This window comes from Halorubrum sp. SP9, assembly GCF_005435015.1.
GTDB lineage: Archaea > Halobacteriota > Halobacteria > Halobacteriales > Haloferacaceae > Halorubrum > Halorubrum sodomense.
This window is the reverse complement of sequence record NZ_SGXU01000001.1, coordinates 181,939-206,932: the sequence shown is the minus strand read 5'-3', so window position 1 is coordinate 206,932 and position 24,994 is coordinate 181,939. Positions and strand designations below refer to the sequence as shown.

22 protein-coding genes are annotated in these 24,994 nt (G+C 70.4%); 8 read left to right on the top strand and 14 right to left on the bottom strand.

Features of this window, described 5'->3' with window-relative positions; translation table 11 throughout:
- Positions 1-50: 50 nt before the first annotated feature.
- Positions 51-956, top strand: a complete 906-nt coding sequence (locus EXE45_RS00995) for an SDR family oxidoreductase (protein ID WP_137693279.1) — start codon at positions 51-53, stop codon at positions 954-956.
- A gap of 13 nt (positions 957-969) precedes the next feature.
- On the opposite strand, the gene EXE45_RS00990 is transcribed toward EXE45_RS00995, so the two are convergent.
- Positions 970-1,524: a hypothetical protein gene (locus EXE45_RS00990; protein WP_137693278.1), complete on the bottom strand. Its 555-nt coding sequence runs from the start codon at positions 1,522-1,524 to the stop codon at positions 970-972.
- 228 nt (positions 1,525-1,752) lie between these two features.
- Here EXE45_RS00990 and EXE45_RS00985 point away from each other — a divergent pair, with 228 nt between their 5' ends.
- Complete coding sequence (locus EXE45_RS00985; RefSeq protein ID WP_092922674.1) at positions 1,753-3,678, top strand: beta-CASP ribonuclease aCPSF1; 1,926 nt, start codon at positions 1,753-1,755, stop codon at positions 3,676-3,678.
- A 30-nt stretch (positions 3,679-3,708) separates the two neighbouring features.
- On the opposite strand, the gene EXE45_RS00980 is transcribed toward EXE45_RS00985, so the two are convergent.
- From EXE45_RS00980 to EXE45_RS00970, 3 genes are all read right to left on the bottom strand, one after another.
- Positions 3,709-5,319, bottom strand: coding sequence for a hydantoinase B/oxoprolinase family protein (locus EXE45_RS00980; RefSeq protein ID WP_092922677.1), 1,611 nt, complete (start codon positions 5,317-5,319; stop codon positions 3,709-3,711).
- Positions 5,316-7,424 carry a hydantoinase/oxoprolinase family protein gene (locus tag EXE45_RS00975; RefSeq protein WP_241989407.1) on the bottom strand — a complete coding sequence of 703 codons (2,109 nt, stop codon included), beginning with the start codon at positions 7,422-7,424 and terminating at the stop codon, positions 5,316-5,318. The genes EXE45_RS00980 and EXE45_RS00975 overlap by 4 nt, the downstream gene beginning before the upstream one ends.
- A gap of 123 nt (positions 7,425-7,547) precedes the next feature.
- Entirely contained in the window at positions 7,548-7,922 is a 375-nt protein-coding gene (locus EXE45_RS00970) for a cupin domain-containing protein (protein ID WP_092922680.1), read from the bottom strand.
- Between the two features lie 231 nt (positions 7,923-8,153).
- On the opposite strand from EXE45_RS00970, the gene EXE45_RS00965 reads away from it, so the two are divergent.
- The 3 genes from EXE45_RS00965 (at position 8,154) to EXE45_RS00955 (ending at position 10,578) form a co-directional block, all read left to right on the top strand.
- On the top strand, positions 8,154-9,494 hold the full coding sequence (locus EXE45_RS00965) for a hypothetical protein (RefSeq protein ID WP_137693351.1): 1,341 nt from the start codon (positions 8,154-8,156) through the stop codon (positions 9,492-9,494).
- Between the two features lie 113 nt (positions 9,495-9,607).
- Positions 9,608-9,988 carry a methylglyoxal synthase gene (locus tag EXE45_RS00960; protein WP_137693277.1) on the top strand — a complete coding sequence of 127 codons (381 nt, stop codon included), beginning with the start codon at positions 9,608-9,610 and terminating at the stop codon, positions 9,986-9,988.
- A 50-nt stretch (positions 9,989-10,038) separates the two neighbouring features.
- Entirely contained in the window at positions 10,039-10,578 is a 540-nt protein-coding gene (locus EXE45_RS00955) for a hypothetical protein (protein ID WP_137693276.1), read from the top strand.
- A 4-nt stretch (positions 10,579-10,582) separates the two neighbouring features.
- Here the strand turns inward: EXE45_RS00955 and EXE45_RS00950 are convergent, their stop codons facing one another.
- The 3 genes from EXE45_RS00950 to EXE45_RS00940 form a co-directional block, all read right to left on the bottom strand.
- Positions 10,583-11,125 carry a hypothetical protein gene (locus EXE45_RS00950; protein WP_137693275.1) on the bottom strand — a complete coding sequence of 181 codons (543 nt, stop codon included), beginning with the start codon at positions 11,123-11,125 and terminating at the stop codon, positions 10,583-10,585.
- A 74-nt stretch (positions 11,126-11,199) separates the two neighbouring features.
- Positions 11,200-11,520 carry a transcription factor S gene (locus tag EXE45_RS00945; RefSeq protein ID WP_092922692.1) on the bottom strand — a complete coding sequence of 107 codons (321 nt, stop codon included), beginning with the start codon at positions 11,518-11,520 and terminating at the stop codon, positions 11,200-11,202.
- 68 nt (positions 11,521-11,588) lie between these two features.
- A complete protein-coding gene (locus EXE45_RS00940) occupies positions 11,589-12,389 on the bottom strand; it encodes an alanyl-tRNA editing protein (protein WP_092922695.1) in 801 nt (266 codons plus the stop codon).
- Positions 12,390-12,554: 165 nt separating this feature from the next.
- On the opposite strand from EXE45_RS00940, the gene EXE45_RS00935 reads away from it, so the two are divergent.
- On the top strand, positions 12,555-14,393 hold the full coding sequence (locus EXE45_RS00935; protein ID WP_137693274.1) for a hypothetical protein: 1,839 nt from the start codon (positions 12,555-12,557) through the stop codon (positions 14,391-14,393).
- Positions 14,394-14,425: 32 nt separating this feature from the next.
- Here the strand turns inward: EXE45_RS00935 and EXE45_RS00930 are convergent, their stop codons facing one another.
- Genes EXE45_RS00930 through EXE45_RS00900 form a run of 7 tightly spaced genes read right to left on the bottom strand, consistent with a single transcriptional unit; the run spans position 14,426 to position 23,807 of the window.
- Positions 14,426-15,199: a hypothetical protein gene (locus EXE45_RS00930; protein ID WP_092922701.1), complete on the bottom strand. Its 774-nt coding sequence runs from the start codon at positions 15,197-15,199 to the stop codon at positions 14,426-14,428.
- Positions 15,196-15,681, bottom strand: a complete 486-nt coding sequence (locus tag EXE45_RS00925) for a hypothetical protein (protein WP_092922704.1) — start codon at positions 15,679-15,681, stop codon at positions 15,196-15,198. The genes EXE45_RS00930 and EXE45_RS00925 overlap by 4 nt, the downstream gene beginning before the upstream one ends.
- Complete coding sequence (locus tag EXE45_RS00920) at positions 15,674-16,657, bottom strand: hypothetical protein (RefSeq protein WP_199233580.1); 984 nt, start codon at positions 16,655-16,657, stop codon at positions 15,674-15,676. Before EXE45_RS00920 ends, EXE45_RS00925 begins: the two co-directional genes overlap by 8 nt.
- A complete protein-coding gene (locus tag EXE45_RS00915; RefSeq protein ID WP_137693273.1) occupies positions 16,645-17,259 on the bottom strand; it encodes a hypothetical protein in 615 nt (204 codons plus the stop codon). The genes EXE45_RS00920 and EXE45_RS00915 overlap by 13 nt, the downstream gene beginning before the upstream one ends.
- 1 nt (position 17,260) lies before the next feature.
- Positions 17,261-17,788 (bottom strand): hypothetical protein, encoded by a 528-nt coding sequence (locus EXE45_RS00910; RefSeq protein ID WP_092922713.1) that lies wholly within the window; start codon positions 17,786-17,788, stop codon positions 17,261-17,263.
- The gene (locus tag EXE45_RS00905; protein WP_137693272.1) at positions 17,778-19,805 is read right to left on the bottom strand and encodes a type II secretion system F family protein; all 2,028 of its coding nucleotides are present in this window, start codon (positions 19,803-19,805) and stop codon (positions 17,778-17,780) included. The genes EXE45_RS00910 and EXE45_RS00905 overlap by 11 nt, the downstream gene beginning before the upstream one ends.
- Before the next feature lie 27 nt (positions 19,806-19,832).
- Positions 19,833-23,807, bottom strand: coding sequence for a type II/IV secretion system ATPase subunit (locus EXE45_RS00900; protein WP_137693271.1), 3,975 nt, complete (start codon positions 23,805-23,807; stop codon positions 19,833-19,835).
- A 107-nt stretch (positions 23,808-23,914) separates the two neighbouring features.
- On the opposite strand from EXE45_RS00900, the gene EXE45_RS00895 reads away from it, so the two are divergent.
- Both EXE45_RS00895 and EXE45_RS00890 read left to right on the top strand, forming a co-directional pair.
- Entirely contained in the window at positions 23,915-24,613 is a 699-nt protein-coding gene (locus EXE45_RS00895) for a DUF1405 domain-containing protein (protein WP_092922722.1), read from the top strand.
- A 50-nt stretch (positions 24,614-24,663) separates the two neighbouring features.
- Positions 24,664-24,978, top strand: coding sequence for a nucleoside triphosphate pyrophosphohydrolase (locus EXE45_RS00890; RefSeq protein ID WP_092922725.1), 315 nt, complete (start codon positions 24,664-24,666; stop codon positions 24,976-24,978).
- Positions 24,979-24,994 lie beyond the last annotated feature (16 nt).

Genomic DNA, 24,994 nt, shown 5'->3' with positions numbered 1-24,994 from the left:
TTCTTTTCCCCCGATCGCCGGCGGGCGTCCCGCCGCCGGTCGGGAGAGTTATGCCGTCGGAGACAGACCGGAGAGGCGTGCAGAAGACGGTACTCATCACCGGCTGTTCCTCGGGCATCGGTCGCGCCGCGGCACACACCTTCGTCGACGAGGGATGGACCGTGTACGCCACCGCGCGGAACCCCGCGGACATCGAAGCGCTCGGCGAGGCGGGCTGTGAGCTCGCCACGCTCGACGTCACCGATCAGGACGACGTCGACCGCGTCGTCGAGCGGATCCTAGACGAGGCGGGCGCGATCGACGCGCTGATCAACAACGCCGGCTACGGCCAGTTCGGGCCGATCGAGGACGTTTCGACGGAGCGGGTCCACGAGCAGTTCGACGTGAACGTGTACGGCCCGCATCGGCTGATCCGGGCGGTCCTCCCCGGGATGCGTCGCGAGCGCGACGGGACGATCGTCAACGTCTCGTCGGTCGCGGGCCGGGTATCGATGCCCGGCGGCGGCGTGTACAGCGGATCGAAGTTCGCCGTGGAGGCGATGTCCGACGCGCTCCGCAACGAGGTCTCGGACCTCGGCGTCGACGTGGTCGTCGTCGAGCCCGGCCCGGTGAAGACGAACTTCTCGAAGCGCGCACAGGCGGAGGCGGGCGTCGATCCGGAGGGTGACGACCGGGAGCGCGAGGCCGACGCCGGGGAGCGCGACGGTATCGACCGGACCGCCGCGTACGAGGGGTTCTACGAGCTGTTCGAGGACGCACAGCTGATCGGCGGCGACGGCCCCGGCGCCGTGGAGCCTGAGCTCGTCGCGAACGCCATCTACGACGCCGCGAGCGCGACCCGACCGCCGGCCCGAGTTCAGCCGGGAACGGTCGCCCGCGTGGGCGTCCTGGCGCGGTTCCTGCCCGACGCGCTGCTCGACAAGGCGTACGGGCTCGTCAGGAACGTCACGTCGTAGTCGGTCGCCGCTCTCACGGACTCCCTTCCCCGGCCTCGTCGTCGACCGCGAACGGGCTCTCTCCCTCTCGCCAGTCCCAGCCGGGGAGCCGCGTCTGGAACCCCGCCGCGAGCGCGGCGTCGAGGTCGTCCGCGCCGGCGGTGCCGGCGCCGGCCCGGTCCGCGTCGGCCGCCGCGTCCCGGTCGACCTCGGCCGTGACATCCCGATCCACGTAGGGGTCCGCGACGTGGAACGTCGCCTGCGCGAGCAGCGAGAGCGGACGCCCGCCGGCTATCGTCGCGGCCAGCTCCCGGCCGAGGACCTCGTCGACGACGAACCCGGGGTAGTCGCCCGCCACGTCGAGGTCGCGGAGGAGGGCGACGCAGCCGGCGACGTTGACCGCGACCTCGCCGTCGGCGAAGACGGCGTCGACCTCGCGACGGTAGCCGTCGGGCGCGACCGCGTCCACGTCGGTCTCGAACAGTCGGCCGAGTCGGTCGCGGGTGTCGTTGATGACCGGGACGATCACGTCGGCGCGGTCGCGGACCCAGGCGTGTTCGTCGCGGACCGTCTGCGGCGTGACGCGCATGGCCCGTCTTGGGCCGGCCGAGGCTTGCCCTTTGCGAAGGCTTTTATAACGGCGGGGCAGTAGCGTGATCCAAGCGGGTTTTCGCTGGCTGTTCCCGCGCACGGAACCAGTACGGACAGTACTTCCACTATGCCTACCCCGTCACGGTCGACCGTTCGGCGACGAGCCACGGACCGGCGCGCGGACGCGTTCGACGGCGGCGGCGACCCCAACTACCCGCGGTAAGATATGAGTCAAGTCGACAAGCAGCTCGATACCCTGAAATCAGAGATCGAACAGGAGATCCCGAACGGCATCACGGTCACCGACGTGAAATACGAGGGCCCGGAACTGGTCGTCTACACGCGCGACCCGAAGCAGTTCGCCGGCGACGGCGACCTCATCCGCCGGCTCGCCTCCAAGCTCCGGAAACGAATCACGGTCCGCCCCGACCCCAGCGCCCTCTCCCCGCCGGCGCGCGCCGAGGAGGCGGTTCGCGAGGTGATCCCGGAGGAGGCCGGCGTGACTGACCTCGACTTCCACGAGGACACCGGAGAGGTCGTCATCGAGGCCGAAAAGCCCGGGATGGTGATCGGCCGCCGGGGCTCGACGTTACGGGACATCACCCAGGAGGTCGGCTGGACGCCCGAGGTCGTTCGGACGCCGCCGATAGAGTCCTCCACCGTCTCGAACGTCCGCGGCTTCCTGAAGAACGAGCGCGAGGAGCGCCGCGACATCCTCGAGCGCGTCGGCCGACAGATCCACCGCGAGGAGATGTCCGACGACGAGTGGGTCCGGATCACGACGCTCGGCTGCTGTCGCGAGGTCGGCCGCGCGGCCTTCATCCTCTCGACGCCCGAGACCCGGATCCTCATCGACTGCGGCGACAAGCCCGGCGCGGAGGGCGAGGTGCCGTACCTCCAGGTGCCCGAGGCGCTCGGCGCGGGCGCGGCGACGCTCGACGCGGTCGTCCTGACTCACGCTCACCTCGATCACTCGGCGCTCGTGCCGCTGCTGTTCAAGTACGGGTACGACGGCCCCATCTACACGACGGAGCCGACGCGCGACCTGATGGGCCTCCTCACGCTCGACTACCTCGACGTCGCCGCGAAGGACGGCCGGACGCCGCCGTATGAGTCCGCGCAGGTCCGCGACGCGATCAAACACACCATCCCGCTCGAGTACGGGGACGTGACCGACGTCGCCCCGGACGTGAAGCTCACCTTCCACAACGCGGGCCACATCCTCGGCAGCGCGGTCACCCACTTCCACATCGGCGACGGCCTCTACAACGTCGCCTTCTCCGGCGACATCCACTACGAGGACACCCGGCTGTTCAACGGCGCCGTCAACGACTTCCCGCGCGTCGAGACGCTCGTCTTGGAGTCCACCTACGGCGGCCGCAACGACTACCAGACCGACCAGGAGGACTCCGAGGCGGCGCTCAAGGAGGTCATCAACGAGACGTACGAGCAGGGCGGGAAGGTCGTCATCCCCGCCTTCGCCGTCGGGCGCTCCCAGGAGATCATGCTCGTCTTGGAGGAGGCGATGCGCGAGGGCGAGATCCCGGAGATGCCGGTGCACCTCGACGGGATGATCTGGGAGGCGACCGCGATCCACACCACCTACCCCGAGTACCTCCGCGACGACCTCCGCGACCGCATCTTCCACGAGGACGAGAACCCGTTCCTCGCCGAGCAGTTCAACCACATCGACGCCGGCGAGGACGAGCGGCAGGAGGTCACCGACGGCGACGAGTGTATCATCATCTCCACCTCGGGGATGATCGAGGGCGGGCCGATCATGTCGTGGCTCCGCCACATCGGCCCCGACCCGGACTCGAACCTCGTGTTCGTCGGCTACCAGGCGCAGGGGACGCTCGGCCGCCGGATCCAGAACGGCTGGGACGAGATCCCGGTCGACGGCTGGGGCGGCGGGAGCCGCGGCGACACGCTCACTCTGGAGATGGGCGTCGAGGTCGTCGACGGCTTCTCCGGCCACGCCGACCGACAGGGGTTAGAGAACTTCGTGAAGACCATGAACCCGCGTCCGGAGAAGGTGCTGTGCGTCCACGGCGACGAGAGCTCCGTTCAGGACCTCTCCTCGGCGCTGTACCACGATTACAACATGCGGACGTTCTCGCCGAAGAACCTGGAGACGTTCCGGTTCAAGTAGGCCGACCGGCGAGTTCGACCCCGCCAGCCGTCAGTCCTCGACTTTCCCGTCTCGCCGGTCGCGCTCGCGAGCCTCCGGGTCGCGCTCGGTCGGGTCGCCGTGCCCGCCGCCGCCCGGCGTCAGAACGGACACCGTCGTCCCGGCCGCGACGTCGACGGCCGTCTTCGCCGGGACCGCCTCGCCGTCGATCAGGTTCCGACCGGTCGCGCCGTCCTCGCCGCCGTCGAGCCCCCGCGGGGCGGTTCGGCGACGCTCGGTCAGCAGCGAGACGGTCGCGTCGGTCTCGACGGTGACGGTCCGTTCGAGGCCGAGACCGCCGCGGTACCGCCCGTCGCCGCCGCTCGACGGGCGCAGCGCGTACCGCTCGACCCGGAGCGGGTACGCCGCCTCCAGCGCCTCGACCGGGGTGTTGAGCGTGTTGGTCATCCCGACCTGAACCCCGTCCATTCCGTCTCTGCTCGGACGGGCACCGAAGCCCCCGCCGATGGTCTCGTAGTAGGTGAACTCGCCCCCGCGGTCGCCGACGATCAGGTTGTTCATCGTCCCCTGTCCGCCGGCGGGGATCGCGTCCGGTACCGCCTCGGCGAGCGCGGCCAGCGTCACGTCCGTGACGCGCTGGCTCGTCTCGACGTTCCCGCCGACGACCGCGGCCGGGGAGGAGGGGTCGAGCAGCGATCCCTCGGGGGCCGAGATGGAGACCGGTTCGTAACAGCCGTGGTTCGGCGGGATCTCCGGGTCGGTGACCGCGCGGACGACGAAGTAGACCGCGCTCTTCGCGACCGAGAAGGGGGCGTTCAGGTTGCCGTCGACCTGGTCGGCGGTGCCGGCGAAGTCGACGTCGATCGCGGCGCCGTCGACGGTGACGGTCACCGCGACCGGAATCTCCGCGTCGGTCACGCCGTCGCCTTCGAGGACGTCGCGCGCCCGATAGGTGCCGTCCGGGAGTTCCCGGAGCTCGCCTTCGACACGCTCGCGGGAGTAGTCGATGACGGCGTCGAAGGCGTCAAGGAGCGCGTCGCCGTGTTCGTCGAGCAGTTCCCCGACGCGCTCCTCGGCGCGCGCGTTCGCGGCGCGCTGCGCCCGGAGGTCCGCCTCGCGCTCGTCCGGCGTGCGGACGTTAGCGAGGATCAGGTCGCGGACGGCCTCGTTCGGCTCGCCGCCGTCGACGAGCCGGACCGCCGGGAGCCGGAGCCCCTCCTCGTATATCTCGCGCGCGCCGGGCGGCATGCTCCCCGGCGCGCTCCCGCCGACGTCGGCGTGGTGCGCGCGAGACACCGCGTACCCGACGATCTCGTCGTCGGGCGCGACCGTCGAGACCAGCGTGACGTCCGGGAGGTGCGTCCCCCCGGCGAACGGGTCGTTGACGACGAACACGTCCCCCGGTTTCGGGTCCTTCTCGAGGACGACCTCGACCGCGTCCGGCATCGCGCCGAGGTGTACGGGGATGTGTTCGGCCTGTGCCACCATCCGGCCGTCGGCGTCGAACAGCGCCGTCGAGCAGTCCTGTCGCTCCTTGATGTTCGGCGAGTACGCGCCGCGGATCAGCACGTGTCCCATCTCGGCCGCGACGCTCTCCAGCTGGTTGCGGAGGATCTCCAGCGTGACCGGGTCGACGTCCGGGCCGGTCTCCGCGTCGCTCACGCGTCGCTCACCTCCGCCACCAGCGCGCCGTCGTCGCGGAGTCGCACGCGCCACGCGGGCGGGACGACGACCGTGCTCTCCGGCCCCTCGACCACGACTGGCCCCTCGATCGGTTCGGCGGCCGGGAACCGCTCTCGGTCGTAGACCGGCGTCTCGCGGCGCCCGTCCGGGAACACCGCCTCGCGCGTCGTCCGGGGGGCGGCGTCGTCGCCGCCGACCGACTCGATCGCCGGCGCACTCCGGGGGACGGTCGCCGTCGCGCGACAGTTCACGAGCTCGACGGGCTCGTCGGCCCGGTAGCCGTACGCCGACTCGTGGGCCGCCGCGAACCGCTCGCCGACCGCCGCGGGGTCGAACGGTCGCTCGACGTCGACGGTGAGCTCGAAGCTCTGCCCGGCGTACCGGCAGTCCGCGGCGTACTCCAGCCGCGCCGCGTCCGGGTCGCTCACCTCGCTCAGCAGCCGGTCGAGCAGTTCCCCGTAGACGGCGTCGACCGCGTCCGGGTCGACCTCGGCGAGCGGTCCCTGGTGCGTCCGCACCGCGTCTCGGGTCTCGTCGGCCGCGAGCAGCCCGTAGGCCGACAGAACGCCGGACGCGTGCGGGACGACGACGCGCTCGACGTCGAGGCCGTCGGCGATCGAGACCGCGTGCATCGGCCCCGCGCCGCCGAACGCGACGAGCCCGAACTCACGCGGGTCGTGACCGCGCTCAACGGTGACTGATCGGATCGCCCGGGTCATGTCCGCGTTCGCGACGCGGTGGACGCCCAGCGCGGCCGCGACCGGGCCCTCCATCCCGGCCTCGTCCGCGAGGCGGGCGAGGGCGTCGCGGGCGGCCGCCGCGTCGAGCGACAGGTCGCCGCCGAGGTCGGTGTCCGCCCCGACGTACCCCAACACGAGGTCCGCGTCCGTGACGGTCGGCTCGGTACCGCCCTTGCCGTAGCAGGCGGGCCCGGGATCCGCGCCGGCCGAGCGCGGGCCGATCCGGAGCGCGCCCCCGGAATCGACCCACGCGATCGAGCCGCCGCCCGCGCCCACCGTCTCGACGTCGACCATCGGCGTGCCGATCGGTCGGTCGGCGATGGTCGCCTCCGTCGTCCGCTCGACCTCGCCGTCGCGGACGAGGCTGACGTCGCTGGAGGTGCCGCCCATGTCGAAGGTGATCAGCCCGTCGCGGTCGTCGGCGGTCGCCGCCGTCGCGCTCGCGCCCACGACGCCCGCGGCGGGGCCCGAGAGGACGGTCGTCACGGCGTTTCGCCTGACCGTGTCGGCGTCGGTGACGCCGCCGTTGGCCTGCATGATCCGCGGCTGCGGGAGACCCAGGTCCCGCGCTCGCTCGGTGAGGCGACCGACGTAGCCGTCGATCGCCGGGCGCACGTAGGCGTCGACGACCGTCGTCGAGGTGCGCTCGTACTCGCGGAACTCCGGGAGCACCTCGTGGGAGGCGGACACCGGGACGTCGAGCGCGTCGCGCAGCGCGTCCGCGACGCGTTCCTCGCTGTCGGGATGCGCGTAGGCGTGGAGCAGGCAGACCGCGACGGACTCGACCTCGGCGTCGCGGAGGTCGGCGACGACCGACTCGATCGCCGCGTCGTCGACCGGACGCTCGACCCCGTCGACGGTCGACCGCTCGGAGACCTCGAACCGGCGGCGTCGAGGGACGAGCGGCGCCGGCTTCTCGGCGTCGAGGTCGTACAGGGACGGTCGGGTCTGCCGGCCGATCTCCAGCACGTCGCGGAACCCCTCGGTCGTCACGAGGGCGGTCCGCGCGCCGTCGCCCTCCAACAGCGCGTTGACGGAGACGGTCATCGCGTGGGAGAACTCCGTCACGCTCTCGGGGTCGATCCCAGCCGCCTCGCAGGCCGTCTCGATGCCGGCCGCGACGCCCTCGCTCTGGTCCGCGGTGCTCGGCACCTTCGCGGTGACGAGGTCGCCGCCGAGCGAGAGCGCCACGTCGGTGAACGTCCCGCCGACGTCGACGCCGATCGCTCGACCGTCCGTCTGTCGTCCGTCGGTCGCCCGGTCGCCCGTCGATCGTCCACCGGTCGCCCGGTCGCCCGTCGATCGTCCACCGGTCGCCCGGTCGTCCGTCGATCGTCCGCCCATCTACGACACCCCGACGGCGCCTCGGGGGCTCCGGACGCCGAGCGGCGCGGTGTCTCGGTCGCGTGGCATGGAGCCCCCTCGTTACCGGACGGACTTAAGCGCGTGCCGTCGCGCGCGCTCCGCTCACCCGTCGGGGTCGAACGTCCCGGTCCTCAGCCCCCGTCGGACCGGCTCGTGCTCCTGGTCCGTCGGAGGCGGCGCGGTGACGAGGACCGCCTCCAGTCGCGTCCCGTCGGCCCGGACGCCCCGGTCTTCGCCGGCGGGGACCGTGACCACCGACCCGGGGGAAACGGCATGCTCCTCGTCGCCGTCGCGGACGACTCCCTCGCCGGACCGGACGACGACGGTCACGTCGCTGTCGGGCGCGTGGACGGGAATGAACTGGTCCGGTTCGAAGTAGCCGCAGACCGTCTTCGATCGCTCCGTGCGAGACACCTCGCGGGCGGTGAAGCGCTGGTCGTCGTACTCGCGCTCGGCCTCGACGCTGGTCGCGGTCATGCCCCACCGTCCGCGTCCCGCCGGTACCCGCGTTGTGCCGAACATCTTCCCCGTCGACGGGGACCCGGTGACGGGGAACCGGCGACAACGCGCGTCGCGTCCGGCGACGGGGTACTCCCGCGCTCCGACGAGCCCGCGAACATCTTCGGGAACAGTCGGAGGGCGGCGGCGGTTCGTGATCCGAACATGGGCGCAGTTCCGGGCGGAATCGACGCGGCGAAGGGGCCGCCGATGACGGTGCCGCTTCGGCATTTCCTCGTCGGGCTCGCCCTCCTCGTCGGCGCCCTGCTCGTCGGGATCGGGCTCGTCGTCGAGAGCGTGCCGGGGCTCGGCGGCCTCGTCCACGTCCACCTCCTGCTGGTCGGGTGGGTGTGCGTGACGATCATGGGCGCGATGACGCAGTTCGTCCCGGTGTGGTCGGGGACGACGCTCCGCTCGCGGCGGCTCGCGAGCGTCCAGCTCGCGCTCGTCGTCGGCGGGCTGGTCGGGTTCGCGGCCGCGCTCGCGCTGGGCCGACTCCCGTGGCTCGCGGGGTTCGGGGCCGTCATGCTCGTCGGCTTCTGGGCGTTCGTCTACAACGTCGGGCGGACGCTCGCGACGGTCGAGGAGTTCGACGTGACCGAGCGCCACTTCGCCGTCGCGCTCGCCTTCTTCGTCGGCCTGACCGGGCTCGGCGTCCTCCTCGCGGCGGACCTCGGGTCCGGGTTCCTCGCCGGGGTCGGGGTCTCGCACGCCGGCATCCGCGGCGCGCACGTCACCCTCGCCGTCTTCGGCGCGGTGCTCACGACCATCTACGGCGCCCTCTACCAGCTCGGCACGATGTTCACGCAGACCGAGCTCCACGGGATCGACGGCGGGCTCCGCGCGGTCGAGGAGGTCGGCCACCCGGTCGGCGTCGTCGCGCTCGCGGCGGGTCGGCTGGTCGGCGTCGTCGCGCTCGCTCGCGTCGGCGCGGCCCTGATCCTGCTCGCCGCGCTGGCGTTCGCGGTCGTCCTCGTCCGTCGGCTCTACGAGATGCGCGTCGAGCGCACGCCGATGCACGCGCGGTACGCGGTCGTCGCGCTCGCGCTCGCGGCGTGGGCCGCGACCGCCGCGCCCGCGTGGCTCCGGTCGCCGACCGCCCCCGATCACGTCCTCGGCGGCCCCGGCAGCGCGCCGCTGCTGCTCCTCGGCGTGATCGGGTTCGTGATCCTCGGAACGCTGTACCACGTCGTCCCGTTCGTCGTCTGGGTCCGCCGGTACAGCGACCGGCTCGGCTTCGAGGCGGTGCCGATGGTCGACGACCTCTACGACGACCGGCTCGCGGCCGCAGACGGGACGCTGCTGTTCGCCGGGACCGCGCTCGTCGTCGCCGCCGACCTCCTCGCGGGCGCGTCCGGGACGACGCTCGGGGGCGGGGCCCGAGGACCGGCGCTCGCCGGGATGTCGCTGGTGACGCTCGGCGTCGTCGTCTTCGCGGTCAACGCGCTCTCGGTGATCCGCCGCCACAGCCCCGGCACGCTGGTCCGCGTCGCGCTCGGGCGGTTCGCCCCGCGCGGTGCGGTCGCCGGTGCGGACGCGAGCGACGGCTAAGCGAGTCGGTCGCGGCCGCGACGCGTGAGCCGGGACGAGGACCGCGTCGAGGCGAGCGTTTCGAGGACCGCGTCGAGGCGAGCGTTTAAGCGACCCCGCGATGAGCGCACCGTATGCGCGTCGCGCTCATCGCACACGACGAGCTGAAAGACGAGATGGTCGCGTTCGTCGAGACGCACGCCGAGGCCCTCGACGAGTGTGAACTGGTGACGACCGGCACGACGGGCAAGCGGATTTCGGAGGCGACCGGCCTCTCGGTGAACCGCCAGGCCTCGGGGCCCTTCGGCGGCGACCTCCAGATCGGTGCGATGATCGCGAGCGACCGGATCGACGGGGTCGTGTTCCTCCGCGACCCGCTGACCGCACAGGCCCACGAGCCGGACATCTCGGCGCTGCTGCGCGTCTGCGACGTGAAGGACGTGCCGCTGGCGACGAACGTCGCGTCCGCGGAGCTGCTGGTCGAAGGGCTGCTTGGCTCCGATTCTCTCGACTGATACCGGCGCCGGCGACGATTTAAGTGAGTCCGGCGAAGGAGGGAGTGATAATGGATCGCCCGGGGTCTCGGGCCGTCGCGCTGTCGCTACTGGTCGTCGTAGCGACCGCCGGCGTCGGCGCGGCCGCGGGGCAGACCGCGGGAGTGGAGTCGCTCGCTCAGCCGTCGGCCGCGGATTCCTCGGGCGGTCCCGCGACCGTCGGGCCGGGCGTCGACGCGAACGAGGGGATCACCCCGATCACGCGGTGTTTCAGCGGCGAGGGGTATCCGATTTCGATCGGCGGCGGCAAGGGAGGCGCGACGATGGCGGCGGTGATCCACCTCTCCGTGCTGACCGATCCCGCCGCAGGCAACGAGTTCGGTCTCGAAACCGCCGGTCGGCTCGGCGACGAATCGATCGTGACGCTCGCCGCGGGCGTCAGGCTGACCGCCCGGGAGGCGTTCGCGAACGGGGTCGACCCGTTCGCGGCGTTCGACGTGTTGTACACCTACGAGCTGCGACTGCCGATGTTCGAGGGCGCCGTCGGCGACGCGGAGTACGAGGACGACGGGTCGCCGATCGGGTCGAGCGCGGGCGCGGTCGCCTGCTGATCGGTCAGTCCGAGCGTTCCGAGCCGTCGCCGGCGTCGGATCGCGGCCGGACGCCGCGCACCAGCGCCAGCAACTCCCGCCGCGTCGCCTCGGACCCGTCGCCGGTCGGATACGCACCGCCGGCGAGCAGGTACTCTCCCGACGTCCACACCGCGAGCGGCGCCTCCACCGGCACCCGCTCGCCGTCGACCGCGCAGCGCCCGCGGAACACGGAAAGCGTCGCGCGCGACGCGTTCGGGTCGTCGACGTCGAGCGGCCTGTCGTCTCGGTGTTCGAGGCCCGTGATACGCCGGTCTGCGAGTCGGTCGCGGAACCCCTCTCGGGCCCGCGACTCGACGAGTCGGGTCAGGGCGGGGTTCGGTCCGGCGCCCGGCGAGATACGGAGTCGGCTCGCGAAGAAGAACGGGCGCGGCGGCGGCGTCTCGCGCTCGTACCGGGTCGTTCCCGCCGTGACCGACACCGGGCCCGCCTCGAAGGGACGCTCCGTGGTCTCCGCGACGAGCGTCCACCCGTCGAGGCGGTCGCGCGGGACGACCGGTGGCTCCATGGACGCACCTCTCTCCGGACGGAGATAAAACGGACGGCGACGGGTGGCGCGGTGCTCGGACGAAGGCGGGCCGTTCAGTGGTCGTCTTCGCGCCACTTGTGTTCGCACTCGGTACAGACGAAAAAGCGGGTCTCGGACTCGTCGGCCGCGCGGATCTGCTGCATGTACCAGTACGCCTGGTCGTTGTCGCACTCGGGACACCGGGCCGTCGTCGTCGGGAGCCCCTTGTCCTCGGCGTCGCTCACGTCGACGATCTCGGACTCGACCTGCGACTGGGTCGTCCACTCGTCGTCGCCGTCGTCGCGCCCGATCTCGGAGCCGCAGGAGCCGCACACCCAGTGGTCCTCGCCCTCGCCGGATTTCATCATGGAGCCGCACTCGTCGCAGAACTTCATGCCCGAACCTACCGCGGATCGTATATAAGCGGCGGGATCGCGGACGACCGAGAGCGTCCCCGAGACCCTCACTCGCCGCCGTCGACGTGCTCGGCGAGCGCGAAGCGGACGCGCTCTTCGTCCGGGCCCTTCGTCTCCCGGCCGGTGACGACGACCTCGCCGATGTCGGCCGTGTTCGCGACGTGCGTCCCGGCGCAGGCGGTTCGGTCGTAGGGGTCGTCGTCGCCGTCGGCCCCCGCGATCTCGACGATCCGGAGTTCCTCGATCGAGTCCGGGAGGAGGTCGATCCGCGTCCGGTCGGTGTCGAGCGTCGCCTCCGCCGTCTCGCGGTCCATCGTGTAGCTGGACACCCCGCGCCCGTCGTCGACGAGGTCGTTGAGTCGCGCCTCGACGCGGTCGAGGTCGTCGTCGGTGAACCGGTCGTAGGCGACGTCGATGCGCGCTCGATCGTGATACAGCTGGTTGCCGGTCGTCGGCGCGTCGAACTCGTCGAGCAGCAGCGCCGACAGCAGGTGTTGTGCGGTGTGGTATCGCGAGTGCGCCTCGCGGCGGTCGGCGTCGATCTCGCAGGTCACGTCGGTTCCGGGCTCCGGGAGCGCGGGCGCTTCGCCCGCGTCGCCCGCGTCGTCGCCCTCGGACAGCGGCTCGACCTCGTGGTGGACCGTGTCCGCCATTTCGACGTCGACGACCCGGAAGTCGCCGCCTCCGTCGACCGCCCGAATCGCCCCGGTGTCGTGGGGCTGGCCGCCGCCGGTCGGATAGAAGTGGGTCCGGTCGAGGACGAGCCGGTCCGGATTCGAGAGGACGCGCTCGACGGTCGCCTCGAACGTCGTCACCGCGTCGTCCGCGAGGTAGAGTCGCTCGGTCACGGGTGCGGGAACGGTCGCCGGCGAGAAATATGTACGGTTCCACGAGGGGCCGATCGCCGTGCGGAGCCGTCGGGCGGTCGTCGACCGCCGAAGGTCCCGTCTCGGGCTATCGCGACTGATAGCCGGGTGTCCACGTTTATGAGCGGCTCGGACCTACGGAGGGGCATGGAACGAGGAGAGCGGGGAGCGCCGACCGAGCGCGCGCAGAGCGAGGTGCTCGGCACGGTGCTGCTGTTGGGGTTGACGGTCGCGGTCGTCGGCACCACGGTCGCGCTCGGCGGCGCCGCGCTCGACGACGCCCAGCGGACCGCGGACCTCCAGCGCGTCGAGGGGGCGATGACGCAGCTGGACTCGAAGGCCAGCCTCGTCGCGCACGGGGGGTCGCCGTCGCAGCGGGTCCGGGTGGACGTCGGCCGGAGCGCCGGCCTCCGCGTCGACGAGGGCGCCGGCTGGCTGCGGATCGAGGTGAGCGGCGGCGAGAACGGGACGTACGCGAACCGGATCGCGCTCGGCGCGATCGTTTACGAGCGCGGCGGCAGCACCGTCGCGTATCAGGGCGGCGGCGTGTGGCGCTCGAACGGCGACGGCGGCTCGGAGATGGTGTCGCCGCCGGAGTTCCACTACCGCGGGACCGACGGGCCCGAGACGCTCACGCTCCCGCTGGTGACGATCGAGAACGGGTCGGGGCGGCTGGGCGACACCGTTCGGATCACCGAGAGCGCGTCCGGCGCCGCGTCGGTGTTCCCGAACGCGGACTACGGGAACCCGCTCTCCGACAGCAACGTGACCGTCGAGATTACGGTTCAAAGCGAGTACGCCGACGCGTGGGGGCGGTTCTTCGAGTCGCGGACGAACGCGGCGGTGGCCGAACTCGACGACGACCGGGTGCGGATTCTGCTCCGCACCGCGACCGTCCACCCGACGCTCAGCGCGAGCGTCTCGGCGACGGGGCGCTCCGAGCTCCAGATGGGGGACGTCGACTGGCTGTACGCCGACAGCTACAACTCGAGTAACGGGACCTACGGCTCCCAGACGCCCGGCGACGGCGCGAGCATCCAGACCCGGGGCGACTTCGCGCTCACTAAGGGCGGCGGCGGAAACACCGAGACGGTCAGAATTCGCGGAAACCTGACGGCCGAGTCGTACAACATTCCGCCCGGACAGTCGGCCAAGCTGAACGTCAGCGGCGAGCGCCGTATCGAGACCGCGTTCGACCAGCTCGCACCGGTCGAGGGCGGGATCAGACAGCGGATCGACGGCGTGAGAGAGCGGAACCTCGCGGACAACGCGCCGAATCAGTCGACGGGCATCGATCTGTCGGGCGACGAGACGCTGACGATCGACGAGAACACGTACGTCGACGGCGACGTCTCCGTCTCCGAGCGCGCGACGCTCCGGGTCACCGACGGAGCGACGATTCACGTCGCCGGCTCGGTGACGGTCGAGGGCGACGAGACGGCGACGCTCGACGTCGAGACCGGGAGCGGGAACGTCACGGTGCTGGTCGACGAGGGGCTCGATCTGAGCGGTAGCGCCTCGGTCAGGGCCTCCGGCGGCGGGCGTGCGGAACTGTACGTCGACGACTCGATCACCGTTCAGGGCACGGCCTCGATAGCGACGGCTGAGAACACCCGGCTCGACATCTACAACACCGGCGATATCGACCTGAACGGACCGGTGACGGTCGCTGCCGACGGCGACGTGGCGAGCAACCTCTGGCTGTATTCGAGCGGCGACGAAGTGGAGATGGCCGGCGGGGAAGACGACGGCGACCGGATCCGGTTCACCGGAGTGTTCTACGCCCCGCAAAGCGACGTGGAACTGGAAGACGGGATGACGATCAAGGGGTCGTTCACCTTCCGGCGGTTCTCGTTCGACGACGGCGACATCGAGATCCACTACGACGAGGCGCTGCGCACGCACCAACCGTTCGACGGCGAGACGGTCCCCGTCGTGAGCTACCTCCACGTCTCCACGCACGGCGTGGTCGTGGAGTCGGACTGAGTTCGGAACCCGTCTCGCTCGGCTTCATCGGCTCAGTCGGAGAACTCGACGCGCGCGACGGTCCGATGGAGGACGAACCGGTCGTAGCGGTCGGCGACAAACGTTACGGCGAGGTCCGACGGTCCGTTCGTCGTCACCGAGATCCGGTCGTGGTCGGCCGCGAGGTCGCGGTAGTAACGCTCCCAGACGGTCGCCTGCGTGGAGTTAATAGTCAGCGTGACGTTCGCGGCGGCGGTCCGGTCGTCGACGGCGACCGCTCGGGCCGTGCGCTCCCCGACGACGAGAACCGTTCGCTCGCCGCTCGCCGTCTGCGGCGGACCGGAGAGCCCGTACAGTGAGTAGACGATCGTCTCGCCGACGAGCAGGTCGGGCTCTCTGATCATGACGCCGTTGTCGCCTTGCATCCGGAACACCGCGCCGTTCTCGTAGACGATGCGGGTGTCGCCGGCGCCGCGATACGTGAGCGATCCCCGTTCGGTGACCGGGCCCTCCATGCCGCTGCCGTTGAGTCGGAACTCGGACGCCGATTCGAACGCGAGCTCGCCACCGCCGAGTCGGAGTTCCGTCGCCCGGCTCGGGACGCCGTCCTGGCTGAGGTCGTTAAGATTGTCGTGGAGGACGTCGAACGCGCGCTCGACGTTGTCGTCGCGCTCGGCGAGCCGGGCGTCCTCCAGCCCGCCGAGCCCGACGGTGAACGTCACGGCGATGGTGGACGTGATCAGCGCGAACACCAGCACGAACCCGACGGTCTCGCTGACGCCGCGGTCGGCCGAGCGGAACCCGTCGCCGCGGTCGAGCGGCGTCATCGCTCGCTCACCACCACGGAGCCGTTCGGGCCGGCGTCCGGGTCCCAGAATATCAGGAGGTCGCCGCCGTCGACGGTCACGTTGCGGACCGCGACGCCCTCGCTCGTGCGGAACGGGACCGCGACGCTCGCGTCGGTCTGCCCGCTTTCGAGCGCGATCGTCCCCTCGGTGCCGCTCGCGGTCACGCGGATCCGATAGCCGGTTCCGGCCGCCCTGTTCGGAAGCGTCAGCGACCGGTTGACCGTGAGTTCCTCCCGCGACGACGCGCTCGCTGCGAGCCGGTCGACGGTGCCGACGTCGGCGGCGATCCGCTCGCCGACGACCGTGAGCTCACCCTGCGCCGCGCGTTCGCGCTGCGTCTCGACGAACGACCCGCCCGCGACGAACAGCCCCGAGAGCAAGAGCGTCGAGATCGCGAGCGTCATGACGTAGCCGACGGTGACCGACACGGCGCGGTCGGAACCCTCCGACCCGTCACGCATCGCGCTCACCCGGCGCGAGCCGGACCACGTCGCGGTAGGTCAGTTCCGGTGTCCGGTGGAGGACCTCGACCTCGACGCTGTAGATCCCCTCGACGACGTACGGCCGCGAGGAGCCGTCGAGAGTGGAGGTCCCGCTATCGACCACGAAGCTGTACGTTCCAGTCGCGTTGTCGCCGTTCTCGTAGCGAATGTCGTACGCGTCGTACGGTTCGTCGTCGCTCTGGACGCCCCCGGCCCAGACGGGTCCCGGAAGCTGCTGACCGGCGACCGTGCCGGCGGTCAGGTCGATCGTGACGTTCCCGCCCTCGTGAGAGAACGTCTTCGGGGGAGGGTCGCTTGTCGCGTTCCGTACTCGCACGTCGATTGCGTCGGCCGAGCCGTTCGACAGCGTTACCGACCAGTTCTCACCCGCGCCGTCGGCCACGATCGTGAACGCGTCGCCCGCGTCGTCGGAGAGGGTCGCGGAGTCAACTGTCAACCGATAGTTTCGCGTGCGGTTGACGCCGCTCACGACCGTCCAGTCGGTGGCCGAGCCGCCGGGTGACGTCATGTTTCGGAACCCGGTGTCGCTCTCGTTCTGGGCGACGAAGTAGCCCGTCTCGACGGTCGAGCGATTCACCGATACGTCCGCTATCACCCCGTCTCGCGCGCGCAAGTCCCCGACCGTCCGGGCGTACGTCGCCGCGCTCGCGGCGAAGTCGTCGACCACGCCGTCGGGGCTGCTCCGGTTCCGGTGTTCGCGATACATGATCCCGGCGAGATCGTCGACCACGCCCTCGCGGAACTCGATCGCCTCCGCCCCGCCGGCGTCGGCGCCGCGCGTCGCGAGGTTCTGCGTGTAGATGACGGTGTTCAACAGGAGCACGACCGCGACGAAGAGGACGGCGAGCGTCAGCCCGGTGATCAGGATGATCTGGGCGCGGTCCTCGTCCTCGCTCGCTCGGCCGCGACCGCGGGGAGAGTTCACATCTGCCATGCGGTGATCCTCACCTCCACGACCGTGTACAGGACCTCCGGCGACCCCCCGGTGACCGGGGGCGCGAAGTACGACGCGGAGCCGTTCTCCGCGAGCGTGTACCCGTCGTCGACGCCGAACCGATCGTCGCCGTACAGGGCCACGCGGACGCTCGCGGTGGCCGCGTTGTCGCTGGGCGACCCCATGTCGACCATCGCGGTGTCGCCCGTCTCGTTGCCCCCCTCCTCCGGGTAGTACACGTCGATGTCGAACGCGATCTGTCGGTCGCCGAACGCCTCCGTCAGCGGGTCGTGGAGCGGGTGCGAGTCGGGCGGCACGCCCGCGTAGGTGCCCCCGTCGTCCGCGCCGACGAACCCGCTCCCGTCTTCGTAGTACAACAGCGCCGCCTCGAGGTCGCCGCTCGCGTCTGCCGTCGAAAGCAGGTCCTGGGCCGCGATCGCCGCCTGGTTCTCGACGTGCTGGTTCGACGTGCTGGCCGAGAGCGGCGTCACGGCCGTCGCCTGCGTCGCGAAGATGAGCCCGGTGACCAACAGCAACGATGCGGTGAACGCTTCCAGCGTGTGCGCCTGCCCCCGGTCGTCGGGGAAGTGTTCGACGAACATCTCACCACACCCGCAGCGTGAGCCGGTAGGTCTCGGGCCCCCGCCGGTCCTCGGGGTCGTCGATCGTGACGATGCGACTGGCGGACGAGACGCTCTCGCTCCGCGGCGGCGCCGGCCCGGCGCGCATCGCGACCGCGGCGCCGTCGGGGTCGAGCGTCCCGACGGCCCCGCGTCGCGTGACGGTGAGGTTGAGTCCCCGGCGGTCGTCGACGCCGAGTTCGGCGTGCAGGTCGTTCGCGTTCGCCGTCCAGGTACAGTCCGACTCGTCGGCGGCCGTCTCCGGATCGGTCCCGTCGAAGAACGCGAGCGTACAGGCGTGCGACAGCGTCGCGGCCGACCCGCCGCCGGCGAGCGACGACTCCGCCAGCCGCGCGGCGCCGCGCTCGGCCACGATGACGGTCGCTCCCTCGCCGACGGCGTACGGCTCCAACAGCGACGGGACGAACGAGAAGGTGAACCCGACCGCGACGAGGAACACGGACATCCCGACGACGAAGTCGAGGACCGTCTGCCCGCGGTCACCCGACATAGATCCACACCCCCAGCGCCAGCGTCATCAGGATCACGGCGAACTTGACGCCGGAGATCAGCTCCGCGTCGCGGATGTAGCCGCTGATGAAGCCCGAGAGGATCGCCTGAATCGTCACCGCGTGGAAGAACAGCATCGAGAGGACGTCCGGGTCGACGCCGCCGCCGCCACCGAAGCCCGCCCCGCCCCCGCCGTCGCTCTGGCTCACCAGGTCGCCCATCACGGCGATGAACTGCGTCTGGAGGATGGCCATCACGCCGAGCAGCGTGACGTACGTCATCACGATGATCGCCACCTGCATCCGGGTCCGGGACTTGCGCTCGCGCTCGATGTCGTCCTGGTTCTCCGAGGCCTGTGCGGCGGTCGTCAACACGTCCGTGATCTGCGAGGACGCCTCCTGCGCCTCGGTGATCAGCTTCACGGTCCGGGCGAGCCGCGGGACCGCGTAGGCGTTGTTGAACTCCACGAGGGCGTCGCGAAGACTCATCCCGTAGTTCACCTTCGCGTGGATAACCTCGAACTCCTCGGCGAGCTTCCCGGTCGACGTCTCCGAGACCGTGCGCACGGACTCGAGCAGCGTCTGCCCGGTGTCGTTCGCGGACGAGAGCTTCCGAAGCGTATCGGAGAGCTTCCCGGTCACCGCCCGACGCGAGCGCTGGTGCCATTCGTAGAAGAACCCGAGGGGGATCAGTACGACGTACACCGGGACGTACACCCACACGAACGCCGACCACACCGGACGGGCGACCCACCCCTCGAACGTCGTCGGCGCCGAGCCGGACGCGACCGCGACGCCGACGATCGCGAGCGACGCGGGAACGGTCAACGCGAGCGTGTACGGAGGGTTCTCGCGGAGGAAGAGGTGCGGCGCGGAGAGGATCTCCACCGTCTTGTGGGTCCCTTCGCGGTCGCGGATGCGGTCGAAGACGCCGGACGTCCCGACGAACGCCTCGACGAGCCCGAAGTGGAGCAGCCCCTCTTTGCTCGTCTGTCGGAGCCGCTCGCTCCCGCCGTCGGGCTGGAGGAAGCCGTCGCCCGGGTCGTCCTGTTTCACGGTCGAGACCAACACGAGGAAGCCGACGCCGACCAGCGGGATGAGGACGTACACCGTCGCGTACAACAGCCGGTCGTCGGCCTCGCCCATCATTCCCATGATGACGAGGATGATGATGAGAAGCAAGGGGAACAAGGAGAGCGTCATGTACATCTCGCCGAACAGCTCCAGCGTCTCCAAGGTCATCTCGCGCTCCTGTTTCGACGTGCGGAGGTGTTTCTCCTTTTTGTCCTTCAGGAAGCCCTCCATGTCGCCGCCGGAGTTAACGATAGAGAGCATGTCGGAGAGGAACTGGGAAAGCTCGTCCGAGGGCGTCTCCATCGACTGCTGGCGGATCGCGTTGCGGTAGTCGGTGCCGAAGTACTCCGTCTCGTTGACGATGCTCTGGAACTCGCGGGACACCTCGCCGTAGGTGTCCTCCGCGGTCGCCATCGCGCGAAGGATTTCGAGCTGGTTGAGCCCGCCGACGGAGAGCGCGTACATGAACGAGACGGAGTCCGCGAGCAGGAGGTTGATCTCCCGTTTCCGCGCCGAGGCCCGCGAGTACGGGACCGCGACGACCCCGCCGAACCCGACCGCGAACCCGATCGATCCGAAGACGAGCCCGCTGAGAAGCACCGCTGTCGGGACGACGAGCGAGCGGAGCAGCTCCTGGACCGCAGGCGTCGGCGCCGGCACGCCGAGCGAGAGCGTCGACGGGTCGATCAGCCCGAGCGAGAACACCCCGTAGCCGACCGCCGTCCCGAGCGCCCACAGCGCGCCGCCGACCGAGAGTCCGACGGCGAGCGCCAGCGAGACGTACATCTCGACCTGATCGGGCATCCGCGCTTCTACGAGTTTGCGCTCGACGTCTCCGACGAAGTCGCCGTCGGCGTCGAACAGTCGCTCGAACACCGGGTAACAGAGCCCGGCGAGGACGTTCGCGTCGACGCCGCTCTCGCCCGCGTCCAGGTCGAGGCTCACGGCTCGGCCCTCGCGACCGACATCGCGTCAGTCGTCCTCCTCGGGTTCGACGGCGTCGAACCCCCAGTCGTCGATGTCGTCGCTCGATTCGTCGTCGAAACCGCCGTCGCTCGCGCCCGTGTCCTCGTCGTCGGCCTCCGTGTCTCCATCTCCGTCAGCGCCCGCGTCGTCGACGCGGTCTCTCTCCCCGTCGTCGATGGCGCTCGACTCGTCGCCGTCGGTTTCGTCGGGCGCGTCGCTCGCGACGGGGCCGCCGGCGCTGAACCCCTCGCTCACGTCCGGCGTCGCGCTCCGATCGGGCGGTCCCGCGGGCGACGAGAGGACGTCGACCCCCTCGTCGAACGATTCGTCGAAGTCGATGCCCTCGCCGGAGCCGTCGCCCGCCGGGACCGCCTCGGAAACCCCCTCGAAATCACCGTGCGCGGGACCGGGCGACGGGGCGGCCGAAGGGCCGGAGTCGGTCTCACCCGCGTCGATCGCGTCCGCTTCGGCCGCGTCCGACTCGGCGGCGTCCGCGTCGCCCGCGTCCGCGTCGATCGCGTCCGGCTCGGCGGCGTCCGCCTCCCGCGCCGTCTCGGCGAGGGCCTCGCGGTCGTCCGTCGGACGGGCTTCGACATCGGGGACGCGGTCCATCTCGAGGAGGGCGTTCGCGACGGAGTCCGGCACTTCGCCGCGGTACGTCTCGAAGAGGTCGTCGGCGGATTCGAGTATCTCCTTCGCCTCTCTTTTGCCCTCCTCGTCCGGCTTCGGACGGGGGACCAGCGCCTCCTTCTCGCGGTCGACGTTGATCAGCACCGACTCCATCTCGCGGAGGTCCTCAAGCGACCGCTCCAGTTCGTCGTTGGCCATCAGCGCCAGCACCGTCTCCGGGTCGTTGATGAACGCCTGGAACGTCGCCGCCACCTGCGCGTAGCTGTTGAACCCGCGGTCGATGAGGTACGCCAACACCACCCGACGCTTGCGGAGCTCCTCGTCGAGGATGGCCCGACTCCAGCCGCGGTCGAACATGATGTCCTCGAGGGTGTTCGAGTCGCCCATCTGGAGGAACTCGTCCGTCTCCGCCTGCCACTGGAACACGTCTTGAACGTTGATCTCGTCGTTCTCGGCGTCGTAGTGGTTGATCTCGGTGATCGACTTGTTCCGGCGCACCTTCTTCCCCTGAACGCGGGTCGACGTCTGGATGGAGACTAAATCGAGCGCCGTGAACATCGTCTTCGAGACGTTGATCGGGTCGGTGGTGAACCGCTTGAGCACCTCGCCGACCGAGTCGGCGTGGAACGTCGTGTAGGTGGTGTGGCCCGTCGACATCACCTGGAAGGCGGTCCGCCCTTCCTCGCCGCGGATCTCGCCCATCACGATGTAGTCGGGACGCTGGCGGAGCGCGGCCTCAAGCAGGTCGAACTCGTCGATGTCGCCCTTGTCGTCGTCGGAGAACGAGGGGCGCGTGACGGAGGCGATCCAGTTGCGCTGCGGGAGCTCCACCTCGCGGGTGTCCTCGATGGAAACGATCTTCGCGTTCGAGGGGATAAACAGGGAGACGGCGTTCAGGCTCGTCGTCTTCCCGGAGGCGGTGCCCCCCGCGAAGATCAGGCTCTTGTGGTTCTCGATCGAGAGCCACAGGAAGGCCATCTCGTCGAGCGAGAACGTCTTCCAGTTGATCAGGTCGATGGGGGTGAACGGGACGTCGTTGAACTGCCGGATCGTGTAGTTGGTCCCGTGGTCGGACACCTCGCGGCCGAGCGTGAGCTGGGCGCGCGAGCCGTCCGGGAGCGTGGCGTCCACCTGCGGTCTGCGCTTCGAGATCCCCTTCCCGGAGCGCTGGGCGAGCTTCACGACGAAGTCGTCGAGCTCGTCGGTGCCGTGGTGGATGTTCGTGATGATCTGCTCGTACTCCGAGTGGTAGACGAAGACGGGGGAGTTGTACCCGTCACAAGAGATGTCCTCGACGTTGATGTCGTACTTGATCGGGTCGATCCGCTCGTAGCCGATGAAGTCGCGCTTGAGGTAGTACAGCAGCTTCTCGACCTGGTGTGCGGAGAGCGTCCGGGCGTCCTCCGCGAGGACGGCCGGCTCCGGGCGGGCGCTGATCGACGGCGGGTCGGACGGCGACTCGATCGGTGGTTCGTACCCCAGCGACTCCGCGATCCGTCCCGCGATGCCCTCCGTCGGGTCGATGCCGAACCGGTCGACCAGCGTGTCCGCGAGCCCGCGATCGTCGCCGTCGTCCTCGTAGAGCCCGTAGCGGTCGAGCAGCGAGCGCGTCTCCTCGACGATCACCTCCTCGCGGAACGCCTCGTCGCCGCCCGCGATCGACTCGTCGGCGTACTTGATCGACGTGCGGAGCTTCCCGGTGAGGAACTCCGTCAGGTCCGTTTCGATCTCCGTGCGGTACGGCTGGACGGCGTAGTACTTCGCCTCGTTCTCCTTCGTCGACCGGAAGACGATGACGAACGCGTACGGCTTGTTCACCCAGTAGCGCTCCTCCTCGCGGAAGTGCGTCTTCTTCGGCATCGGCACCGCCTTCTCGAGGTCGTACCGGTTCGTCAGGGTGGTCCGACCCTCCCCGGTCGAGAAGAACGCGTCCTCGTCGACCTCGGGATTGACGTTCACGGTTCGCTCCTCGACGAGGTCGGCGAGGTCGGCCGCGGCGCCCCCGCCCGCCCCGAGCAGCTCCTCGGTCCGGTCCGGATCGAATCCGAGCGCCTCCGTCTTGTCCTCGTGGGTGAACTCGAGCGGCACCGCCTCCCCCTCTTCGTTCTCCTCGGTCGGCGGATTCCCGTCCTCGTCGAGGAAGAACTCCTCGCGGTAGTCGTCCCACGTGTAGTACCCCTTCAACACCGGGACCGAGTAGGGGTCGTACCGGGCCGCGCACCGGTCCCAGAGGACGTCGCCGACCGCGGCGGCGGCGCGGAACCGGTAGCCGATCTCGTCCGGGTCGAACCCGAGGAGTGCCGCCGGATCGAAGTCGACTCGGTCCCACTCCTCCGGGGTCGGCGCGCGCGACGGCACCGACTCGACGCCGTCCCCGGGAGCGACGACGACCCCGGAGACGCCGCCGCGACCGACCGGACCGGTGAAAACGGTATCCGGACGGAGATCCGCGGCGTCGGCGGAATCCACGCTGTCGGCGGAATCGGCGGAATCGGCGGAATCGCCGGCGTCTCTCGGCCCGTCGTCATCGTCGGGGGCCGCCCCTGCCTCGTCGGGTTCTGCCGCCGAGGAGTCGCCCTCGACGTCGGCGCCCGCTCCGTCGTCGACTTCACTGCCGTCGGCGTCTCCGGCGGCGACGGGTGCCGGCGGCGACGCCCGTCGCTCGCCGGTCGGCACGACGGCGGCGCCGTCGAGAACGACGGCGTCGGGACCGACGACGAGCGTGCCCCGATCGGGAGTGCCGTGACCGGGAACGGCGGTCTCCCCGTCGGCCTCGAAGGGTTCGTCGACGCCGGCGGCCCGGACCACCTCGTCGACGCCGTTCGGGAGGTGGCGGGCGACCGCGTCGGCCGGAACCACCGGCACGTCCGGTACGTCGGCGTACACGCGCTCCGCGGCGTCCGCTCGGCCGTACTCCGCGAGCAGCGACCGCCAACTGTATCTGTCGGTGACGACCGGTCCGCCCTCGGTCGGTCCGTCTCTCGCGCCGAACTCCGAGGGTTCGAACGTCGGCTCGTCCGAATCGCCGGACCCCGTCTGATCTACCGGTTCCGCCTCCGCATCCGCTTCCGCCTCCGCATCCGCTTCCGCCTCCGCCGTCACCGGCGTCTCTTCGTCCGTCGCGTCCGCTTCCTCCCTCCGCGTCTCGCCTGGTATCCCCTCTCCGTCCTCCGCCTCTGTCTCGCCTTCCGCCTCTGTCCCGTCTTCCGCTTCTGTCTCGCCTTCCGCTTCTATCTCGTCTTCCGCTCCGCCGGAGTCCGCCGCCCTCTCCTCGGCGGACGCATCGGACGGCGAGCGCTCCCCCGCGGGTTCGGATCGGGGGGCGGAACGCTCGGCGTCCTCGTCGGTCATAGTCGTGATGACTCCTCATCCGTTGAAAAAGGTGTCTCGCAAAACACCGCGATTGATAATCGACCGGGACAGGCGGATTTTAGGTCCTCGCGCTCCGACCGGCGGCCGTGTCACGTTCCGAACGGTTCCGACGAGTTCGGCAGCTCCGACGGCCCGTAGTCAGGAAGCGGGTCCGGGCGGCGATCGCCGAGGAGCTGCTCGGGACGCCTCGGAGCCTCGCCGCGGTCTGCGGATTCACGGTCTTCATGCTCGCGGTGGGGGTCGGGTACTACGCGCCGACCGCCGGCGCGGTGCCGCGATTCCTCTGGCCGCTGTACGCGGACTCGGCGGTCGCGGTCGCGCTCGGCGGCGCCGTCCTCGCGACCCTCGTGGCGACCGTTCGGCGCGGCGGCGACGTCTCCGCGGACGCTCCCGCGTCGCTGGGACTGGCGTACCTCCACACGCTCGCGTTCGTCTGGCTGATCCAGTTCGGCGTCTGGCCGTTGGTCTCGCTCAACCTCGCGTTCGGCCGGTACGTCGCCGCGCCCGACGCCTGGATCTACTACTGGGGCGTGATCGGCACGCACCTGTTGTTCGTCGGGCTCGCGCTGCTGTTCCCCGCGTTCGGCCGCACGACGCGCGGGGCGCTCGCGGCGGCGCTGGCGCTCGGCGTCGTCAACGTCGTCGTCGACTACGGGTTCGGCTACCACCCGCCGCTGTTGTACGAGCCGGGCGCGCTGCTCGCGGGCGCGACGCTCGCCATCGCGGTCGGCTCCGTCGCGCTCGCGTCGCGCTCGTTCCGGCGGCTGGGAGAGGACACGGACTGAGAGGTTCGAACGCCCCCTGAAGCCAAATGGGTTGGCGCCGATCGACCGACATGGCCGGCGAATACGACAAGCTGGTACGAGACGAGATCCCGGGGATCATCGAGGCGGACGGGGAGCGGCCGCGGACGCACGTCGCCGACGAGGACGAGTTCGCGGATCGCCTCGCCGAGAAGTTAGCCGAGGAGACGGCGGAGTACCGGGAGAGCCGCGACCCGGAGGAACTGGCCGACGTGTTGGAGGTCGTCCACGCGCTCCGCGAACTCGACGGGCTCACGGCCGAGCAACTGGAGGAACTCCGGTCCGAGAAGGCCGAGCGACGCGGACGATTCGACGACCGGATCGTTCTCGAACGGGTTACGGAGTAACCTCCCCGAACTGGTT